The organism is Paraburkholderia sp. MM6662-R1, assembly GCF_050436245.1.
Taxonomy (GTDB): Bacteria; Pseudomonadota; Gammaproteobacteria; order Burkholderiales; family Burkholderiaceae; genus Paraburkholderia; species Paraburkholderia tuberum.
Map to the genome: position 1 here is coordinate 1,339,370 of NZ_JBNDLV010000003.1, position 24,867 is coordinate 1,364,236.

The 24,867-nt window shown below is 62.1% G+C and carries 25 protein-coding genes and 5 pseudogenes; 13 read left to right on the plus strand and 17 right to left on the minus strand.

Annotation, left to right across the window (positions count from 1 at the left end):
* Window positions 1-9 precede the first annotated feature (9 nt).
* From OKW39_RS29130 to benA, 5 genes are read right to left on the minus strand one after another with little or no spacing between them, the layout of a single operon-like run.
* A complete protein-coding gene (locus OKW39_RS29130; protein ID WP_429564209.1) occupies window positions 10-1,227 on the minus strand; it encodes a benzoate/H(+) symporter BenE family transporter in 1,218 nt (405 codons plus the stop codon).
* 25 nt (window positions 1,228-1,252) lie between these two features.
* Window positions 1,253-2,044, minus strand: a complete 792-nt coding sequence (locus tag OKW39_RS29135; protein WP_090810816.1) for a 1,6-dihydroxycyclohexa-2,4-diene-1-carboxylate dehydrogenase — start codon at window positions 2,042-2,044, stop codon at window positions 1,253-1,255.
* Entirely contained in the window at window positions 2,041-3,063 is a 1,023-nt protein-coding gene (gene benC, locus OKW39_RS29140; protein ID WP_429564210.1) for a benzoate 1,2-dioxygenase electron transfer component BenC, read from the minus strand. Before benC ends, OKW39_RS29135 begins: the two co-directional genes overlap by 4 nt.
* A gap of 25 nt (window positions 3,064-3,088) precedes the next feature.
* Window positions 3,089-3,580, minus strand: a complete 492-nt coding sequence (gene benB, locus OKW39_RS29145) for a benzoate 1,2-dioxygenase small subunit (protein ID WP_090810812.1) — start codon at window positions 3,578-3,580, stop codon at window positions 3,089-3,091.
* The gene (gene benA, locus OKW39_RS29150) at window positions 3,577-4,944 is read right to left on the minus strand and encodes a benzoate 1,2-dioxygenase large subunit (protein ID WP_429332641.1); all 1,368 of its coding nucleotides are present in this window, start codon (window positions 4,942-4,944) and stop codon (window positions 3,577-3,579) included. The genes benB and benA overlap by 4 nt, the downstream gene beginning before the upstream one ends.
* 458 nt (window positions 4,945-5,402) lie before the next feature.
* Between benA and OKW39_RS29155 the strand changes: the two genes are divergently transcribed.
* The 5 genes from OKW39_RS29155 (at window position 5,403) to OKW39_RS29175 (ending at window position 9,666) form a co-directional block, all read left to right on the plus strand.
* Window positions 5,403-6,320, plus strand: a complete 918-nt coding sequence (locus OKW39_RS29155) for a LysR family transcriptional regulator (RefSeq protein WP_429332640.1) — start codon at window positions 5,403-5,405, stop codon at window positions 6,318-6,320.
* A 286-nt stretch (window positions 6,321-6,606) separates the two neighbouring features.
* Window positions 6,607-7,380, plus strand: a complete 774-nt coding sequence (locus OKW39_RS29160) for an ABC transporter substrate-binding protein (protein ID WP_184069458.1) — start codon at window positions 6,607-6,609, stop codon at window positions 7,378-7,380.
* Between the two features lie 81 nt (window positions 7,381-7,461).
* Entirely contained in the window at window positions 7,462-8,151 is a 690-nt protein-coding gene (locus OKW39_RS29165; RefSeq protein ID WP_090810805.1) for an ABC transporter permease, read from the plus strand.
* Window positions 8,148-8,861, plus strand: a complete 714-nt coding sequence (locus OKW39_RS29170; protein WP_090810803.1) for an ABC transporter permease — start codon at window positions 8,148-8,150, stop codon at window positions 8,859-8,861. The genes OKW39_RS29165 and OKW39_RS29170 overlap by 4 nt, the downstream gene beginning before the upstream one ends.
* Before the next feature lie 37 nt (window positions 8,862-8,898).
* On the plus strand, window positions 8,899-9,666 hold the full coding sequence (locus tag OKW39_RS29175) for an ABC transporter ATP-binding protein (RefSeq protein WP_429332639.1): 768 nt from the start codon (window positions 8,899-8,901) through the stop codon (window positions 9,664-9,666).
* Window positions 9,667-9,826: 160 nt separating this feature from the next.
* On the opposite strand, the pseudogene OKW39_RS29180 reads toward OKW39_RS29175, so the two are convergent.
* From OKW39_RS29180 to OKW39_RS29195, 4 genes and pseudogenes are all read right to left on the minus strand, one after another.
* Window positions 9,827-10,049 (minus strand): annotated as a pseudogene (locus tag OKW39_RS29180) (Rieske (2Fe-2S) protein); the annotation flags it as partial.
* A gap of 3 nt (window positions 10,050-10,052) precedes the next feature.
* Window positions 10,053-10,370: a YciI family protein gene (locus OKW39_RS29185; RefSeq protein WP_429564211.1), complete on the minus strand. Its 318-nt coding sequence runs from the start codon at window positions 10,368-10,370 to the stop codon at window positions 10,053-10,055.
* Between the two features lie 5 nt (window positions 10,371-10,375).
* Window positions 10,376-11,248, minus strand: a complete 873-nt coding sequence (locus tag OKW39_RS29190; RefSeq protein ID WP_090810797.1) for an intradiol ring-cleavage dioxygenase — start codon at window positions 11,246-11,248, stop codon at window positions 10,376-10,378.
* Between the two features lie 45 nt (window positions 11,249-11,293).
* Window positions 11,294-11,620 (minus strand): annotated as a pseudogene (locus OKW39_RS29195) (maleylacetate reductase); the annotation flags it as partial.
* 208 nt (window positions 11,621-11,828) lie between these two features.
* On the opposite strand from OKW39_RS29195, the gene OKW39_RS29200 reads away from it, so the two are divergent.
* Both OKW39_RS29200 and OKW39_RS29205 read left to right on the plus strand, forming a co-directional pair.
* Window positions 11,829-12,179, plus strand: a complete 351-nt coding sequence (locus OKW39_RS29200; RefSeq protein WP_090810795.1) for a BON domain-containing protein — start codon at window positions 11,829-11,831, stop codon at window positions 12,177-12,179.
* 445 nt (window positions 12,180-12,624) lie between these two features.
* Window positions 12,625-12,912 carry a high-potential iron-sulfur protein gene (locus OKW39_RS29205; protein ID WP_090810793.1) on the plus strand — a complete coding sequence of 96 codons (288 nt, stop codon included), beginning with the start codon at window positions 12,625-12,627 and terminating at the stop codon, window positions 12,910-12,912.
* 365 nt (window positions 12,913-13,277) lie between these two features.
* On the opposite strand, the pseudogene OKW39_RS29210 reads toward OKW39_RS29205, so the two are convergent.
* Window positions 13,278-13,995, minus strand: a pseudogene (locus OKW39_RS29210) (dihydroxy-acid dehydratase); the annotation flags it as partial.
* Between OKW39_RS29210 and OKW39_RS29215 the strand changes: the two are divergent.
* A complete protein-coding gene (locus OKW39_RS29215; RefSeq protein ID WP_429564291.1) occupies window positions 13,960-14,118 on the plus strand; it encodes a hypothetical protein in 159 nt (52 codons plus the stop codon). The pseudogene OKW39_RS29210 and the gene OKW39_RS29215 overlap by 36 nt on opposite strands.
* Before the next feature lie 177 nt (window positions 14,119-14,295).
* Window positions 14,296-14,514, plus strand: a complete 219-nt coding sequence (locus tag OKW39_RS29220) for a hypothetical protein (RefSeq protein WP_429564212.1) — start codon at window positions 14,296-14,298, stop codon at window positions 14,512-14,514.
* A gap of 50 nt (window positions 14,515-14,564) precedes the next feature.
* Here OKW39_RS29220 and OKW39_RS29225 read toward each other — a convergent pair whose 3' ends face one another.
* Together OKW39_RS29225 and OKW39_RS29230 are read right to left on the minus strand one after the other, a co-directional pair.
* On the minus strand, window positions 14,565-15,041 hold the full coding sequence (locus tag OKW39_RS29225) for a bacteriohemerythrin (RefSeq protein ID WP_429564213.1): 477 nt from the start codon (window positions 15,039-15,041) through the stop codon (window positions 14,565-14,567).
* A 90-nt stretch (window positions 15,042-15,131) separates the two neighbouring features.
* The gene (locus tag OKW39_RS29230; RefSeq protein ID WP_429564214.1) at window positions 15,132-15,416 is read right to left on the minus strand and encodes a hypothetical protein; all 285 of its coding nucleotides are present in this window, start codon (window positions 15,414-15,416) and stop codon (window positions 15,132-15,134) included.
* Window positions 15,417-15,590: 174 nt separating this feature from the next.
* Here OKW39_RS29230 and OKW39_RS29235 point away from each other — a divergent pair.
* Window positions 15,591-16,923 (plus strand): annotated as a pseudogene (locus OKW39_RS29235) (Rieske 2Fe-2S domain-containing protein).
* 16 nt (window positions 16,924-16,939) lie between these two features.
* Window positions 16,940-18,115: a Gfo/Idh/MocA family protein gene (locus tag OKW39_RS29240; protein WP_429564215.1), complete on the plus strand. Its 1,176-nt coding sequence runs from the start codon at window positions 16,940-16,942 to the stop codon at window positions 18,113-18,115.
* Window positions 18,116-18,297: 182 nt separating this feature from the next.
* Here the strand turns inward: OKW39_RS29240 and OKW39_RS29245 are convergent.
* From OKW39_RS29245 to OKW39_RS29265, 5 genes and pseudogenes are all read right to left on the minus strand, one after another.
* A pseudogene (locus OKW39_RS29245) lies at window positions 18,298-18,617 on the minus strand (nicotinate-nucleotide diphosphorylase (carboxylating)); the annotation flags it as partial.
* A 90-nt stretch (window positions 18,618-18,707) separates the two neighbouring features.
* Window positions 18,708-19,298 carry a MarR family winged helix-turn-helix transcriptional regulator gene (locus OKW39_RS29250; RefSeq protein WP_429564216.1) on the minus strand — a complete coding sequence of 197 codons (591 nt, stop codon included), beginning with the start codon at window positions 19,296-19,298 and terminating at the stop codon, window positions 18,708-18,710.
* A gap of 89 nt (window positions 19,299-19,387) precedes the next feature.
* A complete protein-coding gene (locus OKW39_RS29255) occupies window positions 19,388-20,458 on the minus strand; it encodes a porin (protein ID WP_429355191.1) in 1,071 nt (356 codons plus the stop codon).
* Between the two features lie 109 nt (window positions 20,459-20,567).
* Complete coding sequence (locus tag OKW39_RS29260; RefSeq protein ID WP_429564217.1) at window positions 20,568-21,560, minus strand: ABC transporter substrate-binding protein; 993 nt, start codon at window positions 21,558-21,560, stop codon at window positions 20,568-20,570.
* Between the two features lie 46 nt (window positions 21,561-21,606).
* Complete coding sequence (locus tag OKW39_RS29265) at window positions 21,607-22,953, minus strand: MFS transporter (RefSeq protein ID WP_090810778.1); 1,347 nt, start codon at window positions 22,951-22,953, stop codon at window positions 21,607-21,609.
* 238 nt (window positions 22,954-23,191) lie between these two features.
* Here OKW39_RS29265 and OKW39_RS29270 point away from each other — a divergent pair, with 238 nt between their 5' ends.
* Together OKW39_RS29270 and OKW39_RS29275 are read left to right on the plus strand one after the other, a co-directional pair.
* Window positions 23,192-24,160 carry a PDR/VanB family oxidoreductase gene (locus tag OKW39_RS29270; RefSeq protein ID WP_429564218.1) on the plus strand — a complete coding sequence of 323 codons (969 nt, stop codon included), beginning with the start codon at window positions 23,192-23,194 and terminating at the stop codon, window positions 24,158-24,160.
* Between the two features lie 301 nt (window positions 24,161-24,461).
* Window positions 24,462-24,761: a hypothetical protein gene (locus OKW39_RS29275; protein ID WP_429564292.1), complete on the plus strand. Its 300-nt coding sequence runs from the start codon at window positions 24,462-24,464 to the stop codon at window positions 24,759-24,761.
* The last annotated feature ends 106 nt before the right edge of the window (window positions 24,762-24,867 follow it).

A 24,867-nucleotide genomic window follows, 5' to 3' on the forward strand; every position in this document is an offset into this window, starting at 1 on the left:
ATCGGTTGGTCATCGGTTTGCCGCCGTCTCGCGCCGCACCTTGTTCAGCACGAGGTACGCGAACGCGCCGATCACGATGCCCCAGAACGCGGAGCCGAGCCCGAGGAACGTCATACCGGATGCGGTCGCGAGAAACGTGATGACGGAGGCCTCGCGATGGTCTTCGTCCTCGATCGCGCCCATCACGTTCGACGTGATCGCACCGATCAACGCGAGGCCCGCCAGAATCGCGACGAACTCCTTCGGCAGCATCGTGAACAGCGCGACGATCGCGCCGGCGAACGTGCCGCCGATCAGATAGAACACGCCGTTCGCCATGCCCGCGATATAGCGCTTGTCCGGGTCGTCGTGCGCATCCTTGCCCGTGCACAACGCCGCCGTGATCGCGGCGATCACGATCGTGATGCCACCGAAAAACGCCACGCCGATCGACGCGATGCTCGTCGCGGTGATGATCGGCCGGGCCGGCGTGTGATAGCCGGACACGCGCAGAATCGCCATCCCCGGCAGAAACTGCCCGGTCAGACTGACGACCACGAGCGGGAAGGCAAGACTCAGCGTCGAACTCAGCGTCCATTCGGGTTCGATGAAGATCGGCCGCGTGACTTGCAGCGGCAGCGCGCCCAGGTGCGCGGCGCCGAGCGCGATGGCGAACACCGTGCCCGTCAACAGCACCAGCACGATGCAATAGCGCGGCAGCAGGCGCCTGAACACGATGTACGCGCCGATCATGCCGAACGCCAATGCGGGCATCGACGCCGCCGCCTTGAACGCATGCGTGCCGAACTGCAGCAGAATGCCGGCCATCATCCCGCAGGCGATGCCCTTCGGAATGCTGCGCACCATGCGGTCGAAATAGCCCGAGATACCGATCAGCAGAATGATCACGGCGGCGCTCAGATACGCGCCCACCGCCTGATGCAGCGTCAACGCGGGAAACAGTCCGACCAGCAGCGCGGTGCCGGGCGCCGACCACGCGGTCACGACCGGCACTTTCAGCTTCCAGCTCGCGAAGATGCCGGAGACGGCCGCGCCGATCGAGATGCCCCATACCCACGACGCGACCATCTCGTTGGGCATGTGGGCGGCTTGCGCCGCCTGGAAGAAGATCACGAGCGGGCCCGCGTACGAAATCAGCACGGCCAGAAAGCCGGCCACGACGGCGGACAGGGACCAGTCGGCCGCAACGGCGCGCGTGGTCGGCGCCTGGCTAGGGGTGGGATTCATCGTCGATGTGGGTCAGGGCTGCCCGCTAGCCCTGATCGCCGCCGCCGACCGGCAGCACGGTGCCGGTGATATACGACGCGTCATCGGAAGCGAGGAACAGGATCGCGCCGACCTGTTCGTCGATCGTGCCGTAGCGATGCATCAGGCTCGACGCGATCGTTTGATCGACGATGCCCTGATACCACGTCGCTTCCTGCTCGCTTTGCGGTGCCGTATTGCGCGGCACGCGGCGCGGCGGCGCTTCGGTGCCGCCGGTGGCGACCGCGTTGATGCGGATGCCGTGTTCGGCATGCTCGAACGCGAGGCTCGCGGTCAGCGCGTTGACGCCGCCCTTCGACGCCGCATACGGCACGCGATAAATGCTGCGCGTCGCAATCGACGAAACATTGACGATCGCGCCGCTCGCGCGCTTCAGCATCGCGGGCAACACCGCGTGGCAGCACCATAGCGTCGGGAACAGCGAACGCCGCACCTCGGCCTCGATCTGCTCTGCTTCATATTCCTCGTACGGCTTCGCCCAGATCGTGCCGCCGACGTTGTTGACGAGCGCATCGATGCGGCCGAACGCCTCGATCGCGAAGGCCGTCATCGCGGCCGCGCCCGCATAGGTTTCGAGGTCGGCGATGAACGCGCGCGCATCGCCGCCTGTGCGTGCGATCTCTTCGGCCACCTCGTGCACGATCGGCGAACGGTCGACCAGCACCAAAGCCGCGCCCTCGCGCGCCGCGCGCAACGCGACGCCACGGCCGATGCCCTGGCCCGCGCCGGTCACGACGAGCACCTTGCCCTTGAAGCGATTGGTAAAGGTCGAAGTCATGCTACGTTGCTCGCCGAGAATTTTTCGTAGTAGAAGTTCGCGGGCTCGACGCTGCTGTCGCGCAGCCAGCCCTGCACCGCTTCGACCATCGCGACCGGGCCGCACAGGTAGACGTCGACGTCGCCGTCGTTCAGCCATTCGCTATCCACATGCGCGCTCACGTAGCCCTTGCGCTCGTGGCTGCTCGCGGAATCGACGACACAGGTGCGATAGCTGAAATTCGGCAGCGAGCGCTGCGCCTCTTCGATCTGTTCGAGCGCGACCAGATCGATGTCGTTGGTCACGCCGTACACGAGGCGCACCGGCTGCAGGTTGCCGCTCGCCTTCAGCACGTCGAGCATCGACAGAAACGGTGCGATGCCGGTGCCGCCCGCGAGGAACAGCACCGGACGCTGCGGATCGCGCAGGTAGAAGCTGCCATACGGACCCGTGAAGCCGATCTGCTGACCAGGCTGCGCATCGTTGCTCAGAAAGCCGCTCATCTTGCCGTCCGGCACGTTGCGCACGACGAACGCCGCGCGCGTCGCGCCCGGCGCCGAGCTGAACGAGTACGACCGGCTCTCGCCGCTCGCGCCCGGAATCTCGACGTTCACGTATTGACCCGCGAGAAAGCTCGGCGCGCTCGCGCCATCGATATCGATCGAGAAATGGATCGTCGAATCCGACAGCCGTTCGACCGCCGCGAGCGTGCCTTCGAAACGCGACACCCCGGTCTTGCACGCCGCCGACGACGCCTGCACGCGAATCACCAGATCCGAGCGCGGCCGCGTCTGGCACGCGAGGATATAGCCCTGGCTCGCTTCCTCGGAGGTCAACGCATCTTCGACGTAGCTCGACTCGGGCATGTCGTAGGCACCCGATTCGCACAGCCCCCGACAGGTGCCGCACGCGCCTTCACGGCAATCGAGCGGAATGTTGATCTTCTGCCGGTAAGCGGCATCCGACAGCGTTTCGTTCTCACGGCAACTGATGAAGCGCGTGACGCCGTCTTCGAACTGAAGTGCAATAGTGTGTTCCATGACCTGTCTCCTGCAACCGCACCGGCTAGATGTGGTAGATGTCGATGACCTGATTGATGTAGTCGTTCTTCAGCACGACGTACTTGCTCAGGATTTGCGGCTGCGCGCCGTTGAAGTCGATTACGTAGCGCGACATGCCGAAGTAGCTGTAGTTCGTCCTGTAGCGATGGCTCAGCGTGTGCCAGTTGAAGCGCACCGTGTACACGCCGTTGTCCGCGCTCTCCACTTCGACGTTGGCCAGGTTGTGGCTCGTGCGCGTGTCGGGCATCGTCGCGCTCGAACGCTCGGTCTTGATGCGGAACACGCGGTCTTCGAGGCCCTGGCGGTTCGGATAGTAGATCAGCGAGATCTCGCGCTGCGGATCGGTGACGAGCTTGTCCTCGTCATCCCACGACGGCATCCAGAACGACGCGTCCGGGTGATAGCAGGCGAGCCACTCGTCCCATTGCTCGTCGTCGAGCAGGCGGCTTTCGCGAAACAGGAAAGCCTGAATATCGGTGATGGCGATGTTGCTCATGCGCGGCTCCCCGGCGCATTCAGCGCCTTTTTCATCGTGTCGATCCAGTAGCGGTGCTGCACCGTGTAGAGGCCCTCGTCCTCGGTCTTCACACCGCTCATCACCGGATTGAGGCCGATCTTTTGCGCGGCTTCGTCCGCGCCGTCGATCCAGTGCTTCGAACCGCGGCACATGTCGTTCCATTCGACCGCGCGGCCCGCGTAGCCCAGCTGGCAGGCGCGGAATTCCTCGAGGTCGTCGGGGGTGGCCATGCCGCTCACGTTGAAAAAGTCCTCGTATTGACGGATGCGGCGCGAGCGCGCTTCGTCGGACTCGCCCTTCGGCGCGATGCAGTAGATCGTCACCTCGGTCTTGTTGACCGACAGCGGCCGCAGCACGCGAATCTGCGAGCCGAACTGGTCCATCAGATACACGTTCGGGTAGAGGCACAGGTTGCGCGAGTTCTGGATCATCCAGTCCGCGCGCTCGGCGCCGCAGCGCGCGGCGAATTCCTCGCGGCGGCTGAAATTCGGACGGTCTTCGGGATTCGCCCAGCGCGTCCACAGCAGCATGTGACCGTGCTCGAACGCGTAGAAGCCGCCGCCCTGACGGCCCCAGCTGCCGGCATCCATCGCGCGGATCTTGTCTTCGCGCGCGTTCTCTTCCTTGCGATGATTGGTCGTTGCCGCATAGTTCCAGTGCACGGCCGACACGTGATAACCGTCCGCGCCGTTTTCGGCGGTCAGCTTCCAGTTGCCTTCGTACGTATAGGTCGACGAGCCGCGCAGCACTTCGAGACCGTCTTCCGACTGGTCGACGATCATGTCGATGATGCGCGCGGCCTCGCCGAGGAACGTTTCGAGCGGCGGCACGTCATCGCTCAAGCTGCCGAACAGGAAGCCGCGATAGTTGCCGAAGCGCGCGAGCTTCTTCAGGTCGTGCGAGCCTTCCTTGTTGAAGCAGTCGGGATAACCGGCGTCCGCGGGGTCCTTGACCTTCAGCAGCTTGCCGCTGTTGTTGAAGGTCCAGCCGTGAAACGGGCACGTATAGGTCGCCTTGTTGCCGCGCTTGTGGCGGCACAGCATCGCGCCGCGATGCGTGCACGAGTTGATGAACGCGTTCAGTTCGCCCTGACGATTGCGTGCGATCACGACCGGCTGACGGCCCATGTAGGTCGTGAAGTAATCGTTGTTGTTCGGGATCTGGCTTTCGTGGGCCAGGTAAATCCAGTTGCCCTCGAAAATGTGCTGCATTTCGAGTTCGAACAGACGCTCGTCGGTGAACGCGCTGCGATGCAGGCGGTAATCGCCGCGCTCGCGGTCTTCCACGAGAAAGTCGTCGATGTTCTTCAGTTGTGGAGTGTGATCCGGGTAGATCGGAATCATGCCTGTCTCCTGGTTCGGACTGTTGGTATGCGTGCGACGCACGCGTATAGGGAGCGGCCTGCCTGCCGGGAGGCCGGTGGCCGGTTGGTCTTTCACGTGGGGGAGCGGAGGCGGTGCGCCTCCGTATGGCGTCAGGCCGTGGCGCGCAAGCGCTCGACCTTCGGCACGGGAGGCGGGATCTGGTGCCTGAGGGAATCGGTGGACAACCCTTGCATCGGGGTTGCGATATCAGCATGTCTCATTGCTGCTCCTGAACTCTTTCTAGGTCTTGGATCCCATGCGCGAGGATTTGCCTGCGCCGTCTCCAGGGGCCGACCGACGCTTCAGACCGGGCCGAGTTATCGATGCTCGGGAGGTATAATTTTGTGGGGCGTCTACGGTAACTGAAGGATAGTTCCACGCCATTTGCATCGTCCAACACTGATTTGGTATCGCGACGATACTTAAAAGGTATTTCTATGGAACTGCGCCATCTGCGCTACTTCGTGGCCGTCGCCGAGGAATGCAATGTCACCAAGGCCGCCAAACGTCTGCATATTGCGCAGCCGCCGCTGAGCCGGCAGATCCAGCAGCTCGAAGACATCCTTGGCGTGCAGCTGTTCGAGCGCAACTCGCGGCCGCTGAAGCTGACCGAGGCTGGCCGCTTCTTCTATTCGCACGCCGTGCAACTGCTCGCGCAAACGACGGAAATCGAGGCGATGACGCGGCGCGTCGGCAAGATCGAGCGCAGTTTGTCGGTGGGCTTCGTCGGCTCGACGCTGTACGGCATGCTGCCGAAAATCATCCGGCGCTTTCGTACCGAGAACAGCACCGTCGAGCTGAGCCTGCACGAGATGTCGACGATGGATCAGATCAAGGCGCTCAAGGAAGGCCGCATCGACGTCGGCTTCGGCCGCATCCGTCACGAAGACCCGAGCATCCGGCGCGTCGTGCTGCGCGAAGAACGGATGATCGTCGCGCTGCCGCTCGGCCATCCGCTGATCGCCGCGAAGCCGGTGCTGTCGCTGCAGGACCTGACCGGCGAAACGCTGATCATTTTCCCGAAGGCGCCACGGCCCAGTTACGCGGACCAGGTGCTGGCCGCGTTTCACGATCGCGGTCTGAAGCCGCAGCGGCTCTACGAGACGCGCGAATTGCAGATCGCGCTCGGCCTCGTCGGCGCGGGCGAAGGCATCTCGATCGTGCCGGCGAGCGTGTACGGCTTGCAGCGCGGCGACGTCGCCTACAAGGACCTCGACGATCAGAACCTCGTCTCGCCGATCATCATGAGCATGCGCATGCTCGACGAATCCGCCGACATCAAGCGCATGCTCGAACTGATCTACGCGCTGTACGACGAAGAGCACATGACGTATCTGCCGCCTGCGCATTCGTAGAGCGGATTGTGCGGTTCGCGGCCCGACGCCTACGCCGGCTTCGCCGCAACGAAGTTGTATGGACAAGATATCCGCCACGGTATAGACCGCGGGTATACGCGAAAATTCCGGCTGCGCCCGCAGCCCTTCAATTAGCCTTCCGAGCTTGTCCACAAAGGCTTTCACGCCTACTCCCTGTCTCCTTCCCGGGTGCCCGTAAGCACTAACCCTGATTGCCGCTCATCGCTCGTACGGGATAATTGTCTATACAACATCGCACCTCGCAGCGTTCCCTCCCGGAGACTTTATGAAGAAACTCGCCTTGTCCCTCGCCCTCGCGCTCGCTGCCACCGGCGCCTTCGCCAAAGATTGGTCCACGGTTCGCTTCGGCGTGGATGCGAGCTACGCGCCGTTCGAATCGAAAGCGACCGATGGCAAGCTGGTCGGCTTCGACGTCGACCTCGGCACCGAAATCTGCCGCCGTTTGAACGCGAAGTGCGTGTGGGTCGAGCAGGACTTCGACAGCATGATTCCGGCACTGAAGGCAAAGAAGTTCGACGGCGTGCTGTCGTCGATGTCGATGACGCCGCAACGCGCCGAACAGATCGCCTTCTCGTCGAAGCTGTTCAACACGCCGACACGTCTCGTCGCGAAGCAGGGTTCGGGCATCCTGCCGACCGCCGACTCGCTGAAGGGCAAGACGGTGGGCGTCGAACAGGGCACGATCCAGGAAACCTACGCGAAGACCTATTGGGAGGCCAAGGGCGTGAAGGTCGTGCCGTATCAGAACCAGGACGCGGTCTATACCGACCTGCAGTCGGGCCGTCTGGACGCAGCGCTGCAGGACGCCGTGCAGGCTGACCAGGGTTTCCTGAAGACGCCGCGCGGCGCGGGCTTCGACTTCGTCGGCAAGACCATCGACGATCCGAAGATCCTCGGCAACGGCGCGGGCATCGGCATGCGCAAGGAAGACGCCGATCTGAAGACGAAGGTCGACAAGGCGATCGCCGACATGATCAAGGACGGCACCTACAAGAAGATCGAGCAGAAGTACTTCAACTTCGACGTGTACGGCAGTTGAGTCCGCCCCCCACAAGCCCGCTCCCCCCGATCGCCAGGCCCCGCGCGCATGCGCGCGGCTCGCTCCATCAAGGACACTCCCATGCTGTTTCAAGGCTTCGGTCCGCTGCTCCTCGCGGGCACGTGGGTAACCATCAAGCTCGCGGTGCTGTCGCTCGCGGCGTCGTTTGCGCTGGGACTTCTCGGCGCCGCCGCGAAGCTGTCGACCAACCGTGCGATCTCGCGCATCGGCACGATGTACACGACGCTGATCCGCGCCGTGCCCGATCTCGTGCTGATGCTGTTGCTGTTCTACAGCATCCAGATCTGGCTCAATGATCTGACCGACATGTTCAGCATCGAGCAGATCGACATCGATCCGTTTCTCGCCGGTGTGATCACGCTCGGCTTCATTTACGGCGCGTACTTCACCGAAACCTTCCGCGGCGCGTTTCTCTCCGTGCCGCGCGGGCAGATCGAAGCGGGCTTCGCGTACGGCATGAGCGCGCGGCGCGTGTTCACGCGCATCCTGTTCCCGCAGATGATGCGCTTCGCGCTGCCCGGCATCGGCAACAACTGGCAGGTGCTCGTGAAGGCCACCGCGCTCGTGTCGATCATCGGTCTCGCGGACGTGGTCAAGGCATCGCAGGACGCCGGCAAGAGCACGCAGTCGTTCTTCTTCTTCACGCTGGCGACCGGGGCCATCTACCTCGCCATCACCACCATTTCGAATCTGCTATTGAACCGCCTCGAGAAGCGCTACTCGATCGGCGTACGGAGGGCCACGCTGTGATCGAACTGACTCGTCAATACTGGCAGAACTACCTGTTCACGGACGGCTTCAACTACACCGGCCTCGTCATCACGCTGTGGTTGCTGGTTGCGTCGATCGTGTTGGGTTTCGTGTTGGCCGTGCCGCTCGCGATCGCGCGCGCGTCGCGCAACCGCTACATCTCCGGACCCGTCTGGCTTTACACCTACATCTTCCGGGGCACGCCTTTATACGTTCAGTTGCTGTTGATCTACACGGGCCTCTACAGTCTGCATTTCGTCCATTCGCACCAGATGCTCGACAGCTTCTTTCGCAATGCGATGAACTGCACGCTGCTCGCGTTCGCGCTGAACGAATGCGCGTATGCCACCGAGATCTTCGCGGGTTCGATCCGGGAGACCTCGCACGGTGAAATCGAGGCGGCCCAGGCTTACGGCATGTCGAAGTTCAAGCTGTACACGCGCATCATCCTGCCTTCGGCGCTGCGCCGGGCACTGCCCTCGTACAGCAACGAGGTGATCCTGATGCTGCACGCGACGACACTCGCGTTCACGGCGACCGTCCCCGACATTCTGAAAGTGGCGCGCGACGTCAACTCCGCGACCTACGCGACGTTCCAGGCGTACGGCATCGCGGCGATTCTGTATGCGGCGATCGTGTTCGCGCTGATCTGGGGCTTCCGCAAGATGGAAATCCGATTGCTGGCTTATCTGAAACCGCAAGCGCATTAAACCCGGACGCATTCGCGTCATGATGGAGCATACGAGCATGTACAAGCTGACGGTCGACGACCTGCACAAGAAGTTCGGCGACAACGAGGTATTGAAGGGCGTCTCGCTGAAGGCGAAGGCGGGCGACGTGATTAGCCTCATCGGGTCGAGCGGCTCCGGGAAAAGCACCTTCCTGCGGTGCATCAACTTTCTCGAATCGCCGTGCTCCGGGCGCATCACGCTGAACGGAGAGGAAATCAACACGAGCAGGGATCGCAACGGCTCGCTACGCGTGACCCATCCGAAGCAGTTGCAAACGATGCGCACGCGTCTGTCGATGGTGTTCCAGCATTTCAATCTGTGGGCGCATATGACGGCGCTCGAGAACATCATCGAGGCGCCGATCAGCGTGCTGGGATTGAGCCGCGCGCAAGCCGAGGAACGCGCTCGGAAGTATCTGACCAAGGTCGGTTTGCCGGCCAGCACGGAGAAAAAATATCCGTCGCATCTGTCCGGTGGTCAGCAGCAGCGCGTCGCGATTGCTCGCGCGCTTGCGATGGAGCCGGAAGTGATGCTGTTCGACGAACCGACTTCGGCGCTCGATCCCGAACTCGTCGGCGAAGTGCTGCGTGTGATGCAGGCGCTCGCCGAAGAAGGCCGCACGATGATCGTCGTCACGCACGAAATGGGCTTTGCGCGCAACGTGTCGAATCATGTCGTATTCCTGCACAAGGGCAAGATCGAGGAGCAAGGGCATCCGCATCAGGTGCTGACGAATCCGCGCAGCGAGCGGTTGCAGCAGTTTTTGGCGGGGCGGTTGAAGTAGCGGCGGCGGGGTATGGCGCGTCGTTCAGCCTCGCGCCTTGCCCCGAATCATTTCCAGAACGACTGCGCCACTCACCCGATCGCACTGGTCTGCGCGCGGTTCACAGATACACCGTGTGTTCGCTCTCGCCCTCCGGCAGCACGAGGATCACGCCTGACAACAGCGCGCTGTGATGCGCGCACATCAACACCTGCGCGCGATAGCACAGCACATCGCCGGGCTCGAAATCGAGCGGCACCGAAATGTGCGCAACGGTTCGCGTAAGCCCACACCTGCTCGCCACGCCGCACGACCACGACGGGCACGCCGGCGGCCGTGGCATCGACGACCCGCGCGCCGCCGTCGGGCACGTCGGCAAGCGGGCACAGCGGTGTTTCGTTCATCGCTCAGACTCTCCGTTCCGGATTGCCGAGGCTCCAGTCCCACGGACGGATCTCGACGCAATCGAATAGCCCCGCCTGCATATACGGATCGTTGCTGACGAACTCCATCACATCGTCGATACGCTCCGCTTCGACGACCAGCAACGTGCCATTCATCGCATCGCATTGCGGCGCGAGCGTCGGACCGCCGAGGCGCACGAACACGCCACGATGCGGATTGCCGCGCAACCACGTCCGATGCACCGGACGCACCCGTTCGCGCACTTCGCGCATGCCGGGCTTGTCGGTCGCGAATACCGCGAAAAAAAAAAAACGTGCCATCGTCATCAACTCCGATCGAGGATGAAGTCGTAGCGCGCTTCGCGGAACGGTCCATCGAAACCGAAGCGGCGCGCGAGTTCGTGATCCGCGGAGCACTCGCGATAGTCCACCATCAGCGAGGGCTTCACGCCGAACACCGCGTCCGAATCCAGATACGGATCCTCGCGATCGAACACATGCGTGACCAGTGTCCGATGCCCAGGCGCATCTATCATGAAGTGCAGATGCGCGGGTCGCCACGGATGCCGTCCAGTCGCTTCGAGCATGCGGCCGACCGGGCCGTCGGTCGGAATCGGATAGCTGACCGGCACGATCGTCGAAATCGCGTAGCGGCCTTCGGCGTCGGTGCGAAAACGTCCACGCAGATTGCCGTGCGGCTGCTCGGTGTCCTGCCCCGAGTACATGCCGTTATCGGCGGTCTGCCAGACGTCTAGCACCGCGTTGGCAAGCGGCTCTCCGTCCGTCGACAGCACGCGCCCATGCACGAGTGCGGGCGTGCCCGGCGTGAACGCGATGTTCTCGCCATATGCGCGCTCGGGCATGCCGCGAATATAGAACGGACCGAATACGGTGGTGTCGGTCGCGCCCGTCGCGAGACGGTGATTGATCGCGTCGACGAGCATCGATACGCCGAGCGTATCCGACAACAGGATGAATTCCTGACGCACGAGGTCATCGCACATCTTGCCGGTGTCGGTCAGAAAGCGAATGGCCGACATCCATTCGGCCTCGGTCGGCTCGACTTCACGCACGAACGCATGCATGTGCCGCACGAGGCTTTGCATCAACGTGCGCAGCCGTTCGTCGGGCGTGCCCGCGAAGCTTGCTACCACCTGCTCGGTCAGGGCCTGCTCGGCTTCTTTGCTGTCTGTCGACATGTCTTCCTCCATCGATTGTTCTGGCGGCGCTGCGTTGGCCAATGCTCAGGCGGGTTCGGCGCCCTGCCACGCACGTTGCAGCGGCGCGCGGATCGCATCGCGCGCCACGGGACGCGGGTTCGCATACGGATTCTTGCACGCGAGATCGGCCGCTTCGTCGAGTCCCTGCTCGGGCATGCCGATCTGCGCGAGCGCCATCGGAATGCCGAGCGCGCGGTTCAGTTCGAACAGCAGCGGACCCGCGTCGGCCGCGCGCTTGCCGCCGAGCGCGCGTGCGACGCACGCAAGCGCATCGGGCGCGGCGCTGTGGGTGTAGTGTGCCGTATGCGGCAGGTTAAACGTACCGCCCAACGTATGACACAGCTTGTGATGGTAAGTGAATGCTGTTTCGCTGCTAATCGCTGAATCTGTCAATCGGTCACGCTGGATCGTGCAGGTACATGGCTAGCCTGAAAGGCCTGGTTTCGTATCAGCATGGCCCGTGCCGTCCGTGCATACTTTGCCGCGAGCGCCACGGCAGCGATGTTTTTGTGTCGACGTTTGAATGTACGAATGAACGGATTTGGATGTCATAACCGACATGCGAAACGCGCCATACATCAAAGACCGGTTGCTGATCGTCGCGATGTTCGCGTTGCCCGCGTTCGTGTTCACCAACGGCTGTAAGTCGACCGCGACGGCGACGCCGTCCGCGACCGCGCCGCGGGCAATCGCCACCGACGACGCTACGCTCGCCCGCCGGGTGAAGCAGGCGCTTGTCGCGGACCCCGCGCTACGATCGTTACCGATGAGCGTGGCAACGTATCGAGGCGTCGTGCAGTTGTCGGGATACGTGGATTCAGAGGCACAGATTCTGGAAGCACTTGCGGTGACCCACGGCGTGCCGGGGGTGCAATCCGTGAGCAACGATCTGCACCTCAAGCCGCAATGACATGCGTTCGCCGGTAGACGGATGACACGAGAGTAACGCGGCACAGCGCACTCAAGCGAGCGCGGTCTCACAGCCGAAAACTCGGCGCGAGACCCAGGGCCGCTTCTGGAGTTCTCCGGACTTCGCTTTGGTCCGGTTCACAACGATAGCGGGCCGCGCAAGGTCATCTTCATATCCCGCTCCTCGTACCGATCAGCTTCTGCGTCACATCCGGTTCCACGATCGATCCTCCGTGGCTCGGTCATGCCTCGGCCTTCAATATATCGCATGTGATATTTCACCCAACAGGCCGGCTGCGAAACTGGTGTTCGACAATCGACAGGTATGCTGATTGCTCATGTTATGACGAGGCGGTTTGCGATTGACCGGTTCACCGTCACTTTGCCACCGTCTGATTGTGTCTCGAAAGGAGGTTTCGATCGTGTCGCTCTCTCGCCGTCATTTCATGATACTTGCCGCATCCGTTGCCTCAACGACGGTTCTCTCGACAAAGTCAAACGCGGACGCGCCTGTGCTGTCCGAAAACGATCCGACCGCACTGGCCCTCGGATACAAGATGGACGCATCGAAGGTCGACAAGGCGAAATTCCCTCGGTACCAGACAGGGCAGACCTGCGCCAATTGCCAACTGTATCAAGGCAAACCCGGTTCCACGATTGGGCCGTGTCCGACCTACGGGGGCAAGCTGGTCTACGCAAAAGGGTGGTGTAACGCCTACGTGAAAAAGGCGTAATTTACACGCCGTCGTTGTGCTTCATCGTAGCTCGCGCCGATAGCCGCGTTCCAGTGCGCCGTTATGACAAGGAATAACAAGCTAGCCTCCGTTCAGCACCATCTCACCTGGTCATATCCAGCAGGATCGACGGTCTAGTCCGGCCACTTGCGAGATTGAGCCGCGATACCAATGGGCGTTACACGCCTCGAAACACTGGGGCCCAGGCAATCCGCCATAGTCGGGGATCACATCCGAAACGTTGTTTCGGCGCGTCTTGACGTCTACCGGAACGCGTCCGAAGCCGGAACTCTGAGCCGAAACGACCCGTTCCCGATCGAATTCGACGATCGAATCTTCGACAACACCTCTGATGGGGGATGAACTTACTTAAGCTCTTCGGAAGGAAACGCGGTGAGGAAGTCGAAGTCGCACCCTGCCGCGGCAGAGAGTACGTGATCGTGATAGAGCCGCTGGTAACCGCGCGCATACATCCCTTGCGCCGGACGAATCTCAGCGGCACGACGCGCCAGCTCGACCTCGTCGACCAGTAGATCGATCCGCTTGTCCCGCGCCGAGAGCCGGATCCGATCACCGTTGCGCACCAGCGCCAGCGGGCCACCGAGCGCCGCTTCTGGCGTCACGTGAAGCACGATGGTCCCGTACGCCGTGCCCGACATGCGCGCATCGGAAATCCTCACCATGTCCTTCACCCCCGCCCGCGCAAGTTTCTGCGGAATCGGCAGATAGCCGGCCTCGGGCATGCCTGAAGCACTGCGCGGCCCCGCGTTCTGCAATACGAGAACGTCGTCCGCGCGAACGTCCAGACCGGGGTCGTCGATGCGCGCGGCCAGATCTTCGAGCGAGGTAAATACCACGGCACGCCCTTCGTGTTCGAGCAGTTCGGGAGTAGCGGCGGCGCGCTTCAGAACCGCACCGCCGGGCGCCAGACTCCCGTTCAGAACAATCAGCCCGCCAGCCATCGGGACTGACCGGTTTCTCCGTCGAGCGGATCACGGCCGTATCGATCGGATCGGCAAGCGGCCTGTTCAAACGCTCCTCGAGACTGTGCCCGGCGATATCGCGACAAGTCAGATCGAGTTCCCGATTTACGACGCGCGGGACGACATGATCGCCGCTATGGGCATCTCCTGCCCGAGCGTGCGCGTCGACGCCGCCCACCCCGCCGAACTGGGTCATATCGTGCTGCGCGAGTCGGGTGGCTGATATGGGCCGTGGCCAGGACAGCAAGAGACATCACTGCGGACATAGGGAGGATCAGGTTACTTCTTGACGAGCACGTGGGGCTATATCTCAGCTTACGTGGTTTCCGCTGAAATCCTGCCGACGCGGTTGCGCGCCTCGGGTTTGGGCGTGTCCGTTGCTTTCGGTCGAGTGGGCGCAATGGTTACGCCGCTACTGCTGACGAGTGCCTTCAGCACGACGGGCGCACCTTCCGCACCGTTGCTCGTACTGCTGGCGCTTGCGCTGCCCGGTCCGGTTGCCGCCGCGATGTGGTGGGTCAAGGGACGCGAAACCTGGAATATTTCGCTGGAGGAAGGTAGCGACGATGCGTTGACGGAAGCCACAGGTCAGCAAGAATTCCGAACGCGCGAAGCATAAACGCTTGGAGAGCTGAAGGGCTGCAGAGAGAAATCCCTGCAGCTTTTTCTTCAAATCGTCCGTCTTAAGACAACAGGCTTTCCACCCATCGTCTGTTTCGTCATCCATGCAGCAAGCGCCGAATCCAGGTAGTCGGCGTGTCCCGGAAACCAGTTGTACAGATGCATGCCGATGTCATGCACCAGCGCGCAACCGGCCTGCCCTGCTTCGACCGCGGCTTTAACGTCTCGGACTGAATTCAGCACGGCTTCGTGCTCTTCGATGTGGCAGTCGCGCGGGGGAAAGTTTGTCGTGCGCATCCATTCGTCTTCCTGCTCGAAATGGCTGACGGCGTGTTTTTCGAATTCGTCGATTGCGGCAAGGGCGCTCGCATCGGTGCAGGTCACGAGCCGTAGCGCAACTCCATAGAATTCCTTATGCACGTCATCCATCGGCGTGAAGCCGAGTAGCCGTGCGTCCGACCACACAAGGCTGTTGTCACTTTCCCGCACAGGGGCTTCGACATCTTTCAATACAGAGTCTGTCATGTTCGATCAATCCGGCTTTATCAAGATCTAAATCATAGCCGCGACATATAGAACGCCGCGAATTTCCCAGCATTCCACCGTCAGCGCCGCTTAAATCCTTAAGTCTTTCGAGGCTAGCCGGGTGGAACAATTCGGCCGGCATTCGGGCACGCCGATGCGCTTGCCCTTCAAATCTTCAGGCTTGTCGATACCGCGATCTGCAGCACCCGGTCGCCGCTTGCCGTTGCGCTCCCCTTTCGCGCCGGTGTAGTCACCGAAAAAATTGCCCTCCGTTTCCGGTTTCGACGAATTCACCCCAGCATGCTTCCCGGGATCGATGACGACAACGTAGCCATCCGACCGAAGCACAGCCAGCGCCTCACAAATTAGATCCATCGGCGATGAATCCCGTCCCTTTATATTAGAGATCGAATATTCCTAGTCCTGCGGCACTTCCGACCATACGTACTTTCCCGGATGCCCCCAAAGGTTCTTGCCAATTTCACTAGATATCTAATATAGTTGAGTAACACCTGTTGATGAAGGCGACCTGTCGCCGGGAGACATTACATGCTGACCCACCAAGTAAATGAATTGCTGTGCCGCGTTGAAGGCGATGCCCCGATGGGCCAACTGATGCGACGGCACTGGACGCCGGTTTGCCTCATCGAAGAAGTCAGCGAGCCGGATGGTGCGCCGGTCAAAGCGCGCGTATTTGGCGAAGACCTCGTCGTATTCCGGGACTCGGAAGGCAGCGTTGGTGTGCTGGACGAGTACTGCCCGCACCGTCGCGCATCGCTCGTCTACGGCCGCAATGAAGACTCCGGCCTGCGCTGCCTGTATCACGGCTGGAAGTTCGACGTCGCGGGCAACGTGCTTGAAATGGTGTCCGAGCCGGCAGCGAGCTGCATGACCGACAAGGTCAAGCACAAGGCCTATCCAGTGCAGGAATGGGGCGGCATGGTGTGGGCGTATATGGGCCCGCAAGACGCCATCCCCGAATTCGTGCCGCCGGCCTGGGCGCCGACTGCCGACACCCGCGTGAGCATCGCCAAGGCGCTGCTGCCGTGCAATTGGGCGCAAATCCTCGAAGGCGCGATCGACTCCGCGCACAGCTCCAGCCTGCATTCGTCCGACTTCGTGCCGGCACGCGTCGGCGGCGCCGAAGCGACCGGGAAGAACTGGTTGCGCCCGTCCACCGACAAGGCCCCGCGCCTGCAGGTCGAGCGCACCGACTACGGCTTCCGTTACGCCGCGCTGCGCCGCCCGATCTTCAACGCCAACACGCACGACTACGTGCGCTCCACGGTGTTCGTGGCGCCGGGAACGGTGCTGATTCCGCCGAACAATCTTTACAACGTTGCGAACATCAATGTGCCGATGGACGACACGAACACGGCGTTCTACTTCATCGCCTGGGGCGATCCGGAGACGACGCCGGAAAACGAAACGTGGCGCAAGTTCCTGCGTCAGCAGGTCGGTGTTGATCTCGACCAGTACTATCGTCCGCTGCGCAATCACGACAACCGCTTCTGGCAGGACCGCCAGGCGATGAAGGCTGGCAATTTCACTGGCAATTTCGGGCTTCCCGAACCAGGACATCGCCATGTGGGTCACGATGGGCCCGATTGCGAACCGCTCGGACGAGCGCCTCGGCGCGAGCGATCTCGCCATCGTCGAATTCCGTCGCCGCATGATCGATGCGATCGCCGAATTCGAGAAGGATGGCGAAGCAATTGGCACCGGTGCAAAGGCGATTTCCCGGGAAGTGTGTTCGTACCAGGCTGTCGTGCCGAAGGAAATCGACTGGCGCACGTATGCTGCGCGCTACGTCAGCAAAAAGAATCCGGAACCGGCCGACCAACCGTCCGCGCTTGCAACGGACTATCAGGTCAAGCAATAACGGGAGACACACGGCCATGGAGCAGCGCCGTTTGCGTATCGGGGTCGCAGGACTGGGACGGGCATTCTCGCTGATGTTGCCGACCTTCCTGCGCGACCCCAGAGTCCAGCTCGTCGCTGCGTGCGACCCGCGTGACGAAGCGCGGCGGCAGTTCGCCGCCGACTTCGCTGCGCCCACCTATGCGGACGTGGCGGAGTTGGCGGATGACCCCAACGTCGAGATCATCTACGTTGCGAGTCCGCACCAGTTCCACGCGCAGCACACTGAAATTGCCGCGGCAAAAGGCAAACACGTGCTGGTCGAAAAGCCGATAGCGCTCGCCACTGCGGACTGCGATCGCATGATCGCTGCATGCCGCGCAGCGAACGTGCATCTGATCGTCGGGCATTGCCACAGTTTCGACACGCCGTACCTGTGTACGCGCGAATTGATCAGGCGCGGCGATTTCGGCGCGGTGAAAATGATCCAGGCCGTGAACTACACCGACTACCTTTACCGCCCGCGCCGGCCCGAGGAGCTGGCCACGGCTGAAGGTGGCGGCGCCGTCTTCAGCCAGGCGGCTCACCAGGTCGACATCGTGCGAATGCTCGCCGGCTCGCGCGCGACGCGGCTGCGCGCGAGTGTGGGACGGTGGGATTCGTCACGCCCGACCGAAGGTGCTTATTCGTCGCTGATCTGGTTCGAGAACGGTGCTTATGCCTCGCTCTCGTACAACGGCTATGGCCACTTCAATACCGAAGAGTGGAGCGGCTGGATCGGCGAAATGGGCGATCGCACAAGCCCCGACATGTACGGGAGCGCCCGCCGCCGTCTGGAGACGCTCGCGTCCTCGGGCGACGAAGCCAGACTCAAGGCGGCCGGCACCTACGGCGGATCGGCATACAAGCCGCCGACGGCCACCGCGGACGAGCCGCCGCGCTTTCATCAGCACTTCGGTCCGATCATCGTCTCGTGCGAACGCGCGGACCTGCGCCCGCTGCCCGATTCAATCGTCGTCTACGGCGACGAGCAGCGCCAAACGCTGCCACTGCCTGCACCCGTCGTGCCGCGCGCCGAAGTCATCGACGAGTTGTATGGCGCGGTCGTCGACGGACAGTCGCCCCTTCACGATGGCGAATGGGCAAAGGGCACGCTGGAAATCTGTATCGCGATTCTGAAGTCGAGCAAAACGGGCGCAGATGTAACGCTTTGATAGTTCGCGGTAAGCGCAAAAGCCCCCATTGCCCTCGTTTGAACTGAGCCATATACAGTTAAAACGAGGGATTTTTTGTCAGCGCTTCCTTCTACGGGGCGCACACATGCGCCCCGATCTCGTTACCCGGCGAACGCCGCGAAGCGCCGCGAAAAATCAATCGCCCTGACGTTCTTCGTCAGCTAACCTAACGAAATACGGTCCACGCTGGTCTCGCCAATGGTTCGCAGCGTCTGCTCGGTCACACCGCCCGAGACTTCCAGCTCGGCGCGCCCTCCGATGCCACGCACAGCCTCGCGCATCGTCTCGATCGGGAAATTGTCGACAGAATCGCCGCGGCGCCCCCAGCCAACGCTTCCTTTAACTCATCGAGCGTCTCCGCCTCGACCTGCACGGGCACACCCGCACCCAATGCTTGAGTGGCGCGAAGCGTCGACGCAATGCCGCCGCCCGCCGCGATGTGGTTTTCCTTGATCAGAATGCCGTCGGTGGTCTGCCGTCGTGCCTGTCGTGGACCTGGCACGCCCGCCTATATTATTAGATCTATAATTAATATGCTACTCGGGAAGGACCTGAAACGCTGAGCTGCGCCTCAATCCTGATCGATTTCTTCGCCGCGTGCCGCGATCAGATTGCCCACTTCCCGCGTCGACGGAATGCGCAGCGCCGGGTTGTCCGACTCGGATTCGTCGCGTGCCATGTTCTCGATGATCGTCAGCAGAACCTTCCGCGCGACGTTGATCTCGGTGGTTTTCAGGCCCCTGACGCTAATTTCGTTGACTTCTTCCGCGAGCGGGACGAGCTTGTTTTTCAGGCTCCGGCCGCGCGGCGTGAGGTACACGTGCGTGTTCTTGCGATTGCCGGGCTCATAGCGGCGCTCGACATACCCGAGCTTTTCCATTGCCGACACCGCACTGAACGTGGTGGGCGTGGTGGTGCCGGTCTCGTCGCTGAGCTCCTTCTGCGTAAGCCCGTCGGTGACCCATAGCACACGCAGATAAGCCCAGTGGCCGAACGAAACTTCATGCTGCGCCAGGCGCATTTGCAGACCGCGAATCATCGCGCGGCCTGCATCCTTCACCAGGTGAGCAAGACGATCATCCGGAACCGCCTCGCGCCAGTGCCGCAGGATGGGGTCCTGGCTCGCGCCCCCGCCCTTGCCCGAAGTACGTGCTGCTGCCATACCTTCCTCGCTGTTATTGTGACCAGACCGGTGACAATCATAGCGCTTTAGCCGGCGCGAGAGGCGCTGGAGCGCATCGCCTGGGCCGCTCAGAAGGTGTGGCGAATGCCCACGGTCACGCCCGCCTGGTCCATGCCTGGCGCAATGTCCACGCCTGTGCCACGAATACCGACATTGGAGAATGAACGGTTGGAGACATACGCCCCTTCCGCATACACGTCGGTGCGCCTGGACAGCGAGTAGTCGACGAGCAATACCCCCATCGTCGGGCCGCCGTGCGGATTGCGAAACTGCGTGTGATAGACGCTGGCGGAAATGGCAAGCGGCGCATTCACCCTCCAGGTCACGCCGCCCCAATAGAGCAGCGAGCTCGGCGGCACATCCGTATTGCGCGTGTTCAGCCAGCGCAGGCCGGCCAGCGTCGTGACCGGCCCGAAGTCGTACGACACGCCGAGCAGCGCGCGCTGCTGCGCATTGCTCTGTGTCGCGATCGAGGTGCCCTGCAACTGGTCGTACGTCAAACCGATGCTGAACGGCCCGCGATCATACAGGACCGCCGCGCTCATTTCGCGGCCCACCTTCGTTGCGCCGGGCACGCTCCCACCGTTCGGAATCGTCGCGTCGAACCCGGTGCTGTACAGTGCCGCGAACGTGACGCCGCCGAGGTGCACGCCATAGCGCACCGAATTGTCCGCGCGGTTCACAAACTGGCTGTCCATGCTTTGCGCGGAGTAGCTGGGGTTGAACGTCAGCGCGTCGTACTTGTACATCAGCTCGTAGAGCAGGTTCTGGTGACGTCCGAGCGTGAGCGTGCCGTACGGCGTTGAGACGCCAACGAATGCCTTGCGGCCGAACAGCCGTCCGTTCTGACCTAGCGCGCCGGTGTTCACGTTGAACCCGCCCTCCAGCGTAAACACGGCCTTGTAGCCGCCGCCAAGGTCTTCTGATCCCTTGAGCCCCCAGCGCGATCCGGCGAGATTGCCCGACTGTTCCCGGATCACCGAGCCCGTCTGACTGCCCTGGGGTACCCGATTGACGTACTCGACGCCCGCATCAACGATGCCGTAGAGCGTGACCGAACTCTGCGCATGGGCCGACGTGCAGGCGAGCGTCAGCAACCCGCCGCAGGCAAGCGGGAATGTGTGTCTCTTCATGTTCATCTGTCTTCTGGATTACTGAGTATATTGGATGTATTGTCCCCTTCCGCGCATCCGTCGCGCACCCAGCGCCTGCCGGATGCGCGACGGCACGAACAACCGCCGCGAGAGGTCAGATCTTGAATCGCTCCAGGCTGGCCGGGTGGAACAGTTCGGCAGCCTGCAGGCGACGGCTCGACAATCCCTCGGCGTGGTGCTGCGCGAGAAAGCGGTCGATCACATGCTCGTTGTTCGCGAATCCGTACGACCAGAAGTCGTGCCCCATCAAACGCCGTGCATTGCGCAACTGGTCCTCGACGAACGGCAGCGTCACCTTGGTCGCCGAGGTGTCGCTCAAACGGGCCAGCGCCACTTCCTTCGATTGCTCGAACGCCTTCGCGATCGCGCCGGGCAGCCACGGGTGCTGATCCGCGAGCGTCTTGCGAATGCCCAGCGTGTGCATGATCGGGAAGAGCTGCCTGTGCTCGTACCATTCGGCGGCGCTTTTCTGCGGATCATCGAAAAGGTACTTGACCTTCGGATGCCCACGGTCGAAGCACGACGGCGCGCGCGGTCCGATCACGCCGTCGATCTCGCCTTCGGCCAGCAGGTTCGAGATCGTCTGCCCTTCGGGTGCGCTTTCCAGCACGACGCCTTCAGGCAGCTTGAGCGCAATCTTCTCCACGCGCGTCGGATCCTCGTAGCCGCCCCGCACCCAGCGGATATCCGACGCCTTCACGCCATATTCCTCTTCGAGAAAGAGCCGCACCCATACGTTGGCCGTGAGCTGGTATTCCGGCACGCCGATGCGTTTGCCTTTCAGGTCCTCGGGCCGGTCGATCCCACGGTCGGAACGCACGTAAACCGAGCTGTGTCGGAACGCGCGCGACGGAAAGACCGGCACCGCGATGTAGGGCGACGTGCCCGCGGCCGTCTTCACCGAATAGCTGCTGAGCGAAAGCTCGCAAATGTCGTAATCGGCGTGCCGGAACGCACGAAAGAAGATTTCCTCCGGGTCCTGCAGCATGAACACCGGATCGACACCGTCGATCTGGACGTCGCCGTCGATCAGCGGCCGCATCCGGTCGTAGTTGCCCACCGCGATGGAAAGTTGAAGCTTGCTCATTCCTGCTCCTGTCTGACTGTCAAAATGCTTGCCGTCGCGTGCATCGTCACGCGCCGGATTGCTGTGCCTGCCGCTCGCGCGGCACGCCGAAGAAGACGGCGATGCCGCCGATGAAAACGAGCGCCGCCACCAGCAGGATGCCGGCCGAAAAGCTGCCGGTCACGCTCTTCACCCAGCCGAGGACGATTGGTGCGAAGAAAGCGCCCACCTGACCGAGACTGCTGATCACGCCAATGCCGCCGGCGGCCGCCGCGCCCTTCAGGTAGTTCGGCGGAATGGTCCAGATAATGGCTGCGGCCGCGAAATAGCTCACCGAAACGAGACTCAGGCACGCGATGGCGGCAACCGAGTTGTGCGTCAGAACCGTCAGGAGCACCGCGCCCGTGGCACCCGCTGTCGTCGACAGCACGAAGTGCCAGCGGCGCTCGAGCCGCAGGTCGGAGCTGCGTGCGATCAGCAGCATGGCAACCGCGCCGACGATATAAGGCAGCGCCGACAGGAAGCCGATCTGCAACAGGTCGGAAACGCCCGCCTGTTTGATGATCGTGGGCGTCCAGTAGTTGAGGATGGTTCCGCAAATGGGCACCGTGGCCCAGCCCGCGGCAATCACGTACACGCGCGGGTCGCGCAGCGCCGCGAGGAGCGTGCTCGGCGAGTTATGCGGCTTGCTGCGACCTTCCTCGTCGAGCGCGCCGATGACAATTCGTTTTTGATCCTCGGTCAGCCACCTCGCATCTTGCGGCCGGTCGATCAGGTAGAAGTAGGCAACGACACCGGCAATCACGGCGGGGACGCCTTCAAGGAAGAACAGCCACTGCCAGTTGCGAAAGCCCCATACGTCCATGAAGTTTTGCAGGATGAAACCAGAAAGCGGGCCGCCGACAATCCCCGCAACCGCGATCGCCAGCAGGAACCGCGACGTGATACGAGCGCGGCGCTTCGACGGGTACCAGTACGAGAGATAGAGGATGATGCCGGGCCAAAAGCCCGCTTCGGCCGCGCCGAGGAGCGTCCGGGCGAGATAGAACTGCCATGGAGCGGTCATGAACGCCATGGCAGTCGAGATGGCGCCCCACAGCAGCATGATCCGCGTGACGGTCTTGCGGGCGCCAATGCGCCGCAGCAACAGCGTGCTCGGCACTTCGAGCAGGATGTAGCCGATAAAGAACAGACTCACGCCGAGTCCGTACGCCGCGTCGCTCAGCCCGAGATCGTGCTTCAGCTGCAGCTGCGCGAAGCTGACGTTGACACGATCGAGATAGTTGAGGACCCAGCACAGGAAAAGAAAGCTCATTAGCCTTAACGTGATCTTGCGGTATGTCGCCTCCTCCGCCGCCGAGTCGGCTATGGCAGACAGGGATAGGTCCCCTGAGTGCAACGTTGAATGTGCCATGACTGAATCTCTCCGAATTTCACTCTGGATACCGGCCGGAACAGCGTCCCTCTCACCGTTTAATTAGAGCTCTAATATTCAGCTTACGGCGGCTTTATGTCGCTGGCAAGAACGGGTTTATACCGAGAGCAAGATCGCGAAAAATCGTGCGCCTTGACTTGCATAATTAGAGATCTAGTCATAATATGCAATCCATGTTGATGCAATGCAAGACTGGACTGGTCAGAAGGAGATAGACATGACGCCCCCATCGGAAGACGGTTTTCGTCGTCTGAACATTGCTGGCAAGGAGAAGATCGCCCGCGACGTCTGGCGCTTTGAACTGACCGACCCGCAAGGCGCGCCGTTGCCGCCGTTCGAGGCAGGCGCGAACTTGACCGTCGTGGCGCCCAACGGTTCGCGACGCAGTTATTCGCTGTGCAATGACTCGCAGGAGCGCAATCGCTACGTCATCGCGGTCAAGCGTGACAGCAACGGACGGGGCGGTTCGATGAGCTTCATCGACGATACGGCCGAGGGCGACACCGTGGACGTCTCTTTGCCCCGCAACGAGTTTCCCCTCGATGAGCGCGCAAAGTCATTCGTTCTCGTCGCGGGCGGCATCGGTATCACGCCGATGTTGTCGATGGCACGGCAGTTGCGGGCGGAAGGCCTGCGCTCGTTCAAGCTGTATTACCTCGCCCGCGATCAGGAAGGCACGGCGTTCTTCGAGGAACTGACCAGCGACGAATGGCGTTCGGACGTGAAGATTCATCACGATCACGGCGACCCGTCGAAAGCATTCGACTTCTGGCCTGTGTTCGAGAGGTCGAAGTCGGCGCAACACGTGTACTGCTGCGGCCCGCAAGCGCTGATGGACACCGTGCGGGACATGACCGGCCACTGGCCGTCGGGCACGGTGCACTTCGAGAGCTTCGGTGCAAGCAATGCGGATGCGCGCGAAAGCACGCCGTTCACCGTGCGGCTTTCGCGCAGCGGCACGTCGTTCGACATTCCCGCCAATCGCTCGATCCTCGAGGTGCTGCGCGACGCCAACGTGCGCGTGCCGAGTTCGTGCGAAAGCGGCACCTGCGGCTCGTGCAAGACAGCGTTGTGCTCAGGGGAGGCGGATCACCGGGACCTCGTGCTGCGCGACGACGAGAAAGAAACGCAGATCATGGTTTGCGTGTCGCGTGCGAAATCCGCGGAGCTGGTTCTCGATCTTTGAGCATCGCGGGCTGGGTACGAACGCGTCGCATGAAGGCCTCCAGCGCACCCAATTAGAAAAGCCCCCGCCGAGGGGCAAAAATCCTTAAATGCCGTTCTGCATGCTGGTTCCGATTCCGGAAGTCCTGACGGCTGAAACCAGCATTTCCTGAGACGGCATTCCTCCGGCGCCGATTGGACGCACGCACCGATCTCCATCGCATCGATTCATCGTCTATCGAAGGGAAAATCATGGCGGCAACAGATCACTGCGTTCTGAGGTCGAAAAACTCGTTGGCCCGACGCGGGGCCGCGGGGCGTGCGTGCGCACGATCGCCGATGGATTCGAGTGGTCGTTTGGCTGGTCAGCCCCGGCCGCGCAACGGCTGCGCTTCCTGCTCGACTTCGGCTATCTGCGGCACGCGTCTGTATCGACGACGTCGATCTATCTGCACAGTGACGAAGTAAAGCGGGCACGGCAGATGAGCGACGTGTTTGCTGTACGAAAGCGAAGTCGCTTCGATGCAAGCGTGCTATCCCGATGCCAACCAGACATAACGCAGCGACGGCAAGTCGTCGTGACCGCCTTTGTCAGCGGGTTTTGGGGCGAAGCCCGAGTGTGATGGCAGCATGGCGCCGGACCGTTAGTTGCGCATCCGACAGGAAGACGTTCGGTCATCTGCGCCAACGTATCGGAGACCGCAGTTCGGCGCGAAGCGGACGAAGTTC

Excerpts from the sequence above, each read along its gene's own strand:
- OKW39_RS29130 (WP_429564209.1), bottom strand. The coding sequence starts at position 1,227 with ATGAATCCCACCCCTAGCCAGGCGCCGACCACGCGCGCCGTTGCGGCC.
- OKW39_RS29135 (WP_090810816.1), bottom strand. The coding sequence starts at position 2,044 with ATGACTTCGACCTTTACCAATCGCTTCAAGGGCAAGGTGCTCGTCGTG.
- benC (WP_429564210.1), bottom strand. The coding sequence starts at position 3,063 with ATGGAACACACTATTGCACTTCAGTTCGAAGACGGCGTCACGCGCTTC.
- benB (WP_090810812.1), bottom strand. The coding sequence starts at position 3,580 with ATGAGCAACATCGCCATCACCGATATTCAGGCTTTCCTGTTTCGCGAA.
- benA (WP_429332641.1), bottom strand. The coding sequence starts at position 4,944 with ATGATTCCGATCTACCCGGATCACACTCCACAACTGAAGAACATCGAC.
- OKW39_RS29155 (WP_429332640.1), top strand. The coding sequence starts at position 5,403 with ATGGAACTGCGCCATCTGCGCTACTTCGTGGCCGTCGCCGAGGAATGC.
- OKW39_RS29160 (WP_184069458.1), top strand. The coding sequence starts at position 6,607 with ATGAAGAAACTCGCCTTGTCCCTCGCCCTCGCGCTCGCTGCCACCGGC.
- OKW39_RS29165 (WP_090810805.1), top strand. The coding sequence starts at position 7,462 with ATGCTGTTTCAAGGCTTCGGTCCGCTGCTCCTCGCGGGCACGTGGGTA.
- OKW39_RS29175 (WP_429332639.1), top strand. The coding sequence starts at position 8,899 with ATGTACAAGCTGACGGTCGACGACCTGCACAAGAAGTTCGGCGACAAC.
- OKW39_RS29185 (WP_429564211.1), bottom strand. The coding sequence starts at position 10,370 with ATGGCACGTTTTTTTTTTTTCGCGGTATTCGCGACCGACAAGCCCGGC.
- OKW39_RS29190 (WP_090810797.1), bottom strand. The coding sequence starts at position 11,248 with ATGTCGACAGACAGCAAAGAAGCCGAGCAGGCCCTGACCGAGCAGGTG.
- OKW39_RS29200 (WP_090810795.1), top strand. The coding sequence starts at position 11,829 with ATGCGAAACGCGCCATACATCAAAGACCGGTTGCTGATCGTCGCGATG.
- OKW39_RS29205 (WP_090810793.1), top strand. The coding sequence starts at position 12,625 with ATGATACTTGCCGCATCCGTTGCCTCAACGACGGTTCTCTCGACAAAG.
- OKW39_RS29220 (WP_429564212.1), top strand. The coding sequence starts at position 14,296 with ATGGTTACGCCGCTACTGCTGACGAGTGCCTTCAGCACGACGGGCGCA.
- OKW39_RS29225 (WP_429564213.1), bottom strand. The coding sequence starts at position 15,041 with ATGACAGACTCTGTATTGAAAGATGTCGAAGCCCCTGTGCGGGAAAGT.
- OKW39_RS29230 (WP_429564214.1), bottom strand. The coding sequence starts at position 15,416 with ATGGATCTAATTTGTGAGGCGCTGGCTGTGCTTCGGTCGGATGGCTAC.
- OKW39_RS29240 (WP_429564215.1), top strand. The coding sequence starts at position 16,940 with ATGGAGCAGCGCCGTTTGCGTATCGGGGTCGCAGGACTGGGACGGGCA.
- OKW39_RS29250 (WP_429564216.1), bottom strand. The coding sequence starts at position 19,298 with ATGGCAGCAGCACGTACTTCGGGCAAGGGCGGGGGCGCGAGCCAGGAC.
- OKW39_RS29255 (WP_429355191.1), bottom strand. The coding sequence starts at position 20,458 with ATGAACATGAAGAGACACACATTCCCGCTTGCCTGCGGCGGGTTGCTG.
- OKW39_RS29260 (WP_429564217.1), bottom strand. The coding sequence starts at position 21,560 with ATGAGCAAGCTTCAACTTTCCATCGCGGTGGGCAACTACGACCGGATG.
- OKW39_RS29265 (WP_090810778.1), bottom strand. The coding sequence starts at position 22,953 with ATGGCACATTCAACGTTGCACTCAGGGGACCTATCCCTGTCTGCCATA.
- OKW39_RS29270 (WP_429564218.1), top strand. The coding sequence starts at position 23,192 with ATGACGCCCCCATCGGAAGACGGTTTTCGTCGTCTGAACATTGCTGGC.